This is a genomic window from Phenylobacterium sp., assembly GCF_024508875.1.
Classification (GTDB): Bacteria; Pseudomonadota; Alphaproteobacteria; order Caulobacterales; family Caulobacteraceae; genus Phenylobacterium.
In genome coordinates, this window is record NZ_JANINU010000122.1 from 1 (window position 1) to 6,800 (window position 6,800).

Sequence of the window (6,800 nt, forward strand, 5' to 3'; positions counted from 1 at the left end):
CGCCCTACGGCCGGCTGATGGCGCTGTACCTGCCGCAGGCCAGCTACACGACCCATCCCTACAAGCGGCCCGGCATCGGCTCGATCGAGGAGCTGGACGCCGCCACGGTCGACGACGTGCGCGCTTTCCACCGCACCTTCTACCGCCCCGACAACGCCGCGCTGATCGTCGTGGGCAACTTCGATCCCGCCCAGCTCGACGCCTGGGTCGACAAGTACTTCGGCGGCCTGAAGAACCCCGACGTCGCCCTGCCCAAGGTGACGGCGAAGGAGCCCCCGCGCACGAAGGCCGGCGTGTTCGACGGCTACGGTCCGAACGTGCCGCTGCCGGCGGTGGTGCTGTCGTGGCAGGGCGCAGCCGCATCCGATCCCGACGCCCCGGCGCTTAAGGTGCTGGACGCCATCCTGTCGGGCGGCAAGTCGTCCCGGCTCTACAACAGCCTCGTCTACGACCAGCAGATCGCGGTGGAATCCTTCTCCCAGGCCGACCTGCCGCAGGACCCCGGCCTGGTGATGGTCGGCGCCATCATGTCGAACGGCAAGACCATCCAGCAGGGCGAGACGGCGTTGCTGGCCGAGGTGAAGCGCCTGCGCGACACCCCGCCCACCGCCGCCGAACTGGCCGAGGCGAAGAACGAGCTGCTGACCGGCGCCATCCGCGAGCGCGAGACCATCGAGGGTCGGGCCAGCGCCATCGGTTACGCCCTGCGCGTCGACGGCGACCCGAACGCGGTGAACACCGAGCTCGCCAAGCTGCAGGCCGTGACCGCCGCCGACGTCCAGCGGGTGGCGAGGAAGTACCTGGCCGAAGACCGGCGCATGACGATCCGCTACCGGCCCGAGAGCGAGCGGCCCAAGGGCGAGACGCCCCCAGCCGCGCCTAGCCCGCCGAAGACCGTGGCGGCCTACGATGGCCCCGTCTTCACGCTCGCGCCCGAGGCCGAACGGGCGAAGCCCCCGGGCATCGCCGAGCCGGTCCAGCCCGTGCTGCCGCAGCCGGGCGAGAAGACCCTGGCGAATGGCCTGCGCGTGATCGTCGCCCGCTCGTCCGACCTGCCGCTGGTCACCGCCGACCTCACCGTGAAGACCGGCGCCTGGGCCGATCCGCAGGGCCTTGCCGGCGCCACGAACATGATGGCCGGCATGCTCACCGAGGGCACGAAGACGCGCTCGGCCCAGCAGATCGCCAGCCAGGTCGAGAGCCTGGGCGCCAGCTTGTCGTCGGGCGGCGGCCTGGAGTCCTCGTCGGTCACACTGTCGGCCATGCCCGACAAGATGGCCGAGGGCATGGCGATCATGGCCGACGTGACCCAGAACCCCGCCTTCGCCGGCGAGGAGCTGGACCGCCAGCGCGAGCAGGCGCTGGACGGCCTTCGCGTCGCCTACCAGCAACCGGGATCCGTGGCCGGTTTCGCGGCGGCCCCGGTGATCTATGGCGGCACGCCGTTCGGCCACGTCCCGCAGGGCACGCCGCAGTCGCTGACCCGGCTCAAGCCCGCCGACCTCTCGAAGCTGCACTCGTCCTGGTTCCGGCCCGACAACGCCGTGCTCGTGCTCACCGGCGACATCTCGGCCGAACAGGGCTTCGCTCTCGCCGAGAAGGCGTTCGGCGGCTGGAAGAAGCCCGCCGCACCACTCGCGCCGGCGCTCGCCATCACGCCGTCCGCCAAGCCCCGGGCGGTCGCCATCGACATCCCCGGCACGGGCCAGGCGTCGGTCAACGTCATGAAGCCGGCCATCGCCCGGAACGATCCGGACTACTATCCGGCCATCGTCGCGACGACCGTGCTGGGCGGCGGCTATTCGGCCCGTCTGAACCAGGAGATCCGCATCAAGCGCGGGCTGTCTTACGGCGCGAGCGCCCGGCTCTCGACCGCCCGGACCACGGGCTCGTTCCGCGCCAGCGCCCAGACCAAGAACGAGTCCGCGCCGGAGGTGCTGGACCTGATCAACGCCGAGCTGACGAAGCTTGCCGCCGAACCGGCGGGCGCCGACGAACTGAAGGCGCGCAAGTCGGTGCTGGTGGGCGACTACGGCCGCGACCTCGCCACCTCGGGCGGGCTGGCCGATATCCTCGGCAACCTGGCGCTCTATGGCGTCCCGCTGGACGAGGTCGGCCGCTACACCGGCAAGGTCGAGGCGGTCGACGCCGCCCAGGTGCAGGCCTTCGCCCGCCGCGCCTTCGATCCGGCCCAGGCCAGTGTCGTCGTCGCCGGCGACGCCAAGGCTTTCGCCGCGCCGCTGAAGGCCAAGCTGCCGGCGCTGGAGGTCATCCCGTCCGACCAGCTCGACCTGGACAGTCCGACACTCAGGAAGGCGAAGTAACGCGGCGCGCGCGCAGCCGCGCGCCCATCGCGCCGAAGCCCAGGATCATCAGCGCCCACGTCCCCGGCTCGGGCACGGGCGTCGTCGGGGGCTCGAGTGGAGGACCAGGCGGTGGCGGGTACACACCCGTGCCGCCGGTCGGACCTCCGGGACCGGGCCCGGGCGGCAGGATCACGGGCGGCTGGGCCGTTCCCGTCCCGGTCTCGGTTCCGCCGCCCGGCGCTGGGGGTGCGACACCTGGCTCATAGGTCTCGACGCCCGGCGCGGGGATGCCGGGGACGATCGTGACGCCCGATCCTCCTGCCGGCGCGCCCGGGCCGCCCTGGCAAACAGTCGTCTTGATCAGGGCGAACGACGCGGGTGTCGCAAGATCGGCGGCCGCGGCTGCGACCGGCGTCGGTTGCCGAACGGGAAGCGCCGTAGGCGCGCGGCGGACCGCCGTGCTCCGCGCGCCGGGCGTCGGCTTCCGCGCCGGACGATAGGCGGCCGACTTTCGAGGCGGTCGGGCCTTGCGGACCCCTCCGCCGCCCGCCCGCGCCATCATGACCCGGGGTCGAGTCGGCTTGTGGGCCTCGGTCTTGGGCCTCGATCGCAGCATCGCCGCGCGATAGGGAACCGCCGCCGCGGGGACCGCGCCGGCGATCGGGATGCGGCTCATCTGCTCGACGCAGTCCGCCGCTGTGGCCGGCCCGGCAAGGGACAGGGTGAGCACCGCAATGAGCCCCTGCAACGAACTTCGGCGCCATGCGGCCGGGGGATGAGAAAGACACGCCATCGAACGCGCAAGGCGTTCCTCGCCGCAGCCGTTCCCATGGCGCAGCCAATGCACCGCCTAAATTTTTCGCGATGGAACTCCTAGGATATTCAGGGCTTTAGACCCGAATTCCCCAACCAAAACCTCAACCCGCGCGTGTGGTCCAGCGCGAAATATCGCGCTCCCTCGCCATCAGGGCGAGTCCAGCGGCGATGGACTCCAGCTCAGCGCCCGTCTCGATCCGCGAGGCCTCGAACCTGCGGTGGAACACCTGGCGCACCGCCGGCACCAGGGACGAGCCCCCGGTGAGAAACACGCGGTCCACGCCTGCCGGTGTCAGGCCGGCGTCGGCCAGGGCCGCATCGACCGCCGTTTCGATCTGGGCGAGCTCGGGGGCGATCCAGCCTTCGAAGGTCGAGCGCGCCACGTCGCGCACGATGGCGATCGAGCCGGCCTCGAAGCGGAACTCGGCGGCCTCCTGCGACGACAACGTCTCCTTGAGCTTCGAGACCGCCCGGTAGAGCCGGTAGCCGTAGTTCTCGTCGAGCATCTCGATCAGCCGGCCGATCTTCTCCGGCTCGGCGGCCTCGCGCTCCAGCTTGCGGATCTCGCGCATCTCGCGGCTGGCGCGCAGCAGGGCCAGCTGGTCCCAGCGCGCGAACGCCGCGTAGTACTTGTAGGGAATGGGCAGGGTCTTGCCGAACGAGAGGTAGTCGCCGCCTTTGCCCAGCTCGGGCGAGACCAGGTTGTCGATGATCCGGTAGTCGAAGGCGTCGCCCGCCACGCCCACCCCTGCGCGGCCTAGCGGAATGGCCCGCACCTCGCCCGCCTCGCGCTCGAAGCGGATGATCGAGAAGTCCGACGTGCCGCCGCCGAAGTCGCCCACCAGCACGATGGCGTCGTGGTCGAGCTGGCGGGCGAAGAAGAAGGCGGCGCCCACCGGCTCGTAGGCGTAGAGCACCTCCTTCACACCCATCCGATGGAAGGCGGTCTCGTAGCGCGACAGCGCCAGGGCCTCGTTCGGCGAGCCGCCGACGAACTTCACGGGCCGCCCCACGATCACCCGCTCGGGCAGCTCGCCGAGCCCCGCGCCCGCATAGTCGCGCACCTTCAGCAGGAAGGTGGAGAGCAGGTCCTCGAACCGATAGCGGCGCCCCAGGATCTGGGTCTCTGTGAAGCTCTCCTGGGCGGCGAAGCTTTTGAACGACTGGATGAAGCGCGTCTCGGCCGGATCCTCCACATAGGCCTCGATAGCCCAGGGACCGGCCGCGACCTGGCGCTCGCTCGGCAGATCCGCCGGGGCGTAGAACGACAGGCACGAGCGGAACGCGAAAAGCTCTCCTTCCGGCGCCGGAAACTTCACAAGCCGCGCCGGCCCGTCGGCCTCGGCCAGGCTGAGCACCGTGTTGGTCGTGCCGAAGTCGATCCCCAGGCTGTAGCTCATCTTGCCCTCCAGGCGCGCGGCGGCGCCCGCCCGGGCAGGGCGGCCGTCAGGGTTTGGCAGGTGTCAGACGCGTCGGAGAAGAACCGAATCCTGCGTGTCGTTGAGGTCGTGCCCGCCGATCGCGAGCACCTCGAAACCACGCGCCCATGCCCGGCGCACGTAGTCGTGCGTGTGGTAGGCGAGCCGGTAGAAACTTGGCAAGCCCTCAGTCTCCGGCGCGTCGCCCCAATAGACGAAACCGTCCTTCGCGGCGGCGGCCTTGAGCGGCGCGGGTAGGTCGTACGCGAAGGGGTTCATGATCGTCGTGATCAACAGCCGTCCCCGCTTCAGCACCCGGCGCAGTTCGTCCAGCCAGGCGAACTGCAGGTCGGCCGGCATGTGGGTGAAGGTGGAGAGGCTATAGACCAGGTCGAAGGCCCCGTCGTCGTAGGGCAGCGGAGGGGCGGGCTGGTTGACGGCGAAGGCGCCCAGGTCGCCCATCCGGCTACGGCACCAGCCGATCGCCTCGGCGTCGATGTCGGCGCCGCAGAAGGCCGTTTCCCGATGTCGCGGGGCCAGGGCCGACACCAGCCGGCCGGGACCGCAGCCGAAATCCAGCACGGTCTGGCCGTCGTCGATGGGCTGGCCCGCGGCCGCCGCCAGGGCCTCCAGTCGCCGCGCCTCGATCTCACCCTGGGAGCAGAAGGCGCCGGCCGCGGCGCCGGCCACCCGGATCTGCAGGTTGGCGGGCGCGACCGGACGGGCCTTCAGGCCGGGGCCGAACACCGCCGCCATCCAGGCGTCGCTCACCGCGTACTCGAACGTCCGCTCGCGATGATTCGAGCGCACGCTCACGCGGAGCAGGAAGCCGCCATCGCCCTGCTGGGTGTCGCAGCCGGCCAGGATCTCCCGGAAATCGGCCGCCGCGGCGAGGCTGCGCACCTGCAGGCCCGGGAAGAACCGGCGCACCTGCGGGCGGGGCGACAGCTCGACCGGGACCGCGCGGTCGTTGATGCGAACCTCGACGTCCGGGGCGTCCTCGTCATCCACCTCGGTCCAGCCGCGGAACGTGAACGACGTGGCGGTGTCGTCCAGCACGTACGGCGGGTCCAGGGTGATATGCCAAGCTTGGCCCATCCGCTCCGAATGCGAAGCTGGGCCGCGAGGTTCCGGACGGGCCGCCCTCTCCGCGAGGGAGAGGTCGTGGGCCGCTACTCCGCGACGTCCACCAGCGGCCGGTCGTAGGCGCAGACCGTGGCCATCTGGAGGATGCGCGAGACCGAGGCGCCCAGCGGGCAGATCTGCACCGGCTTCTCCAGGCCCAGCAGGATCGGGCCGATCACCTCGGCGCCGCCCAGGGACTTGATGAGCTGCGTCGAGATCGCCGCCGAATGTATGGCCGGCATGATCAGCACGTTTGCGGGGCCCGTCAGGCGCATGAACGGATAGGCGCCGCGGCTCTCGGGTTCGAGAGCCAATTCGGGCGGCATCTCGCCCTCGTACTCGAAGTCGATGCCCTCCATGTCGTCCAGCATCCGCACCGCCTCGCGGATGCGTTCCGAGCGGTCGCCCATCGGGTTGCCGAAGGTGGAGTAGCTCATGAACGCCACCTTGGGCTCGTAGCCCAGGGTGCGGACCGCGCGGGCCGCCTCGATGGCGATCTCGACCAGTTCCTCGGCCTCGGGCATCTCGGTGACGTTGGTGTCGGCGACGAAGATGGTCCGGCCCTTGGCCATAACCACGCTCATGCCGATGACCCGGCCGTCGGCGGCCGGATCGACCACGTTCAGCACCTCCTCCAGCACCTGGTCGAAGTTGCGGGTGACGCCGGTGACCATGCCGTCGGCGTGGCCCAGGGCGACCAGGGCGGCGGCGAAGGCGTTGCGGTCCTGGTTGATCAGGCGCTGGACGTCCCGGCGCAGATAGCCCTCGCGCTGCAGCCGCGCGTAGAGGTACTCGACCGAGGCGTCGTTGTGATGCGAGACGCGGGCGTTCATCACCTCGATGTTCGCTTCGACGGGATCAAGGCCCGCCGCGCGCATGTTCTCGTGCACCAGATCCTCGCGGCCGACCAGGATGGCCTTGCCCAGCCCTTGGGTCTGGAACGCGTAGGCGGCGCGGATCACCGACTGCTCCTCGCCCTCGGCGAAGACGATCGTCTTCTGCGGGCCCGACAGCACCGCGCCCTGCAGCTTCTGCGAGAAGGCCGCGGTCGGGTCCAGGCGCTGGGCCAGCCGGGCCCGGTAGGCGTCCATGTCGGTGATCGGCTTGCGCGCCACGCCCGTGTCCATCGCCGCCT

The 6,800-nt window shown here is 70.7% G+C and carries 5 protein-coding genes; 1 reads left to right on the plus strand and 4 read right to left on the minus strand.

Going from position 1 to position 6,800, the window contains the following annotated elements; translation table 11 throughout:
• Positions 1–2,324, plus strand: a 2,324-nt coding sequence (locus tag Q0L11_RS10630; RefSeq protein WP_296597190.1) for a pitrilysin family protein, incomplete at its 5' end; no start/stop codon positions are given.
• Here Q0L11_RS10630 and Q0L11_RS10635 read toward each other — a convergent pair.
• The 4 genes from Q0L11_RS10635 to Q0L11_RS10650 form a co-directional block, all read right to left on the minus strand.
• A complete protein-coding gene (locus tag Q0L11_RS10635) occupies positions 2,308–3,036 on the minus strand; it encodes a PEPxxWA-CTERM sorting domain-containing protein (RefSeq protein ID WP_296597192.1) in 729 nt (242 codons plus the stop codon). The two genes, Q0L11_RS10630 and Q0L11_RS10635, sit on opposite strands and share 17 nt — an antisense overlap.
• A gap of 187 nt (positions 3,037–3,223) precedes the next feature.
• Complete coding sequence (locus Q0L11_RS10640; protein ID WP_296597193.1) at positions 3,224–4,522, minus strand: Hsp70 family protein; 1,299 nt, start codon at positions 4,520–4,522, stop codon at positions 3,224–3,226.
• A 63-nt stretch (positions 4,523–4,585) separates the two neighbouring features.
• Positions 4,586–5,638 (minus strand): bifunctional 2-polyprenyl-6-hydroxyphenol methylase/3-demethylubiquinol 3-O-methyltransferase UbiG, encoded by a 1,053-nt coding sequence (locus Q0L11_RS10645; protein WP_296597194.1) that lies wholly within the window; start codon positions 5,636–5,638, stop codon positions 4,586–4,588.
• Positions 5,639–5,712: 74 nt separating this feature from the next.
• On the minus strand, positions 5,713–6,800 hold a 1,088-nt coding region (locus Q0L11_RS10650; RefSeq protein ID WP_296597195.1), incomplete at its 5' end, for a phosphate acyltransferase.

What these genes read in the sequence shown, in the direction of transcription:
- Q0L11_RS10640 (WP_296597193.1), bottom strand. Translation starts at nt 4,522, where the DNA reads ATGAGCTACAGCCTGGGGATCGACTTCGGCACGACCAACACGGTGCTC.
- Q0L11_RS10645 (WP_296597194.1), bottom strand. Translation starts at nt 5,638, where the DNA reads ATGGGCCAAGCTTGGCATATCACCCTGGACCCGCCGTACGTGCTGGAC.